Annotated in this window: 1 protein-coding gene; it reads left to right on the top strand. The window is 70.6% G+C overall.

The window, feature by feature from the left end; genetic code table 11:
- Window positions 1-642: 642 nt before the first annotated feature.
- Window positions 643-858, top strand: a 216-nt coding sequence (locus ACIRBX_RS20275; RefSeq protein ID WP_402298410.1) for a hypothetical protein, incomplete at its 3' end; no start/stop codon positions are given.

The following is an 858-nucleotide window of genomic DNA, read 5'->3' as shown; positions in this document are numbered from 1 at the left end:
CCTGCGCGGTATGGGCCTGCGGAGGGTGAGATTCCTGCGCGGTATGGGCCTGCGGAGGGTGAGATTCCTGCGCGGTATGGGCCTGCGGAGGGTGAGATTCCTGCGCGGTATGGGCCTGCGGAGGGTGAGATTCCTGCGCGGTATGGGCCTGCGGAGGGTGAGATCCCTGCGCGGTACGGGCCTGCGGAGGGTGAGATCCCTGCGCAGTACGGGTATTCGGCCGACGAGTTTCCGGCGCAGCGGATGCAGCCGGAGGCCGCTCCGCTGTGGGGCGGTGGGGAGACCATGGCGGCCCAGTACGAGCCGAGGGTCGGCCGGTCGGTGGGTGAGACCATCCCGGCGGAGACCATCGAGCGGACCGAGCCCGGCGTGATGCGGGCGATGGGTGGCGCGGATCCGTTCGGGACGACGCCCGCGCAGACCGCTACGTTCACGGAGGGTGTGTCGGCGAGCGCCGGCGTGCCCAGGAGCGGTTATTCGGAGGGCATTTCGGCGGGTGTGCCTCGGGCTGAGTACTCGGAGGGGGTCTCGGCGGGTGTGCCTCGGGCCGGGTACTCGGAGGGGATTTCGGCGGGTGTGCCTCGGGCTGAGTACTCGGAGGGGATTTCGGCGGGTGTGCCTCGGGCTGAGTACTCGGAAGGCGTGTCACTGAGTCAGGGGGCCGCCGGCTCGCCGCAGTTCACCCAGGCGGTGCCGACCAGTGCCGGAGTTCCTTTGGGAGCTGAGGCGTTGGCCGGTGCGCCCGAGTTCACCCGGGCCGTGCCCACGAGTGCCGGAGTGCCGCTGCGTGAAGGCACGCTGGCCGGGGTCAGCTCCGTGCCTGCCGACGGGACGACTCCTGCGCTCAAGGTCGGTGCT

Source organism: Kitasatospora sp. NPDC096147 (assembly GCF_044763225.1).
Lineage (GTDB): Bacteria > Actinomycetota > Actinomycetes > Streptomycetales > Streptomycetaceae > Kitasatospora.
This window is presented reverse-complemented; position numbering and strand designations above follow the sequence as displayed.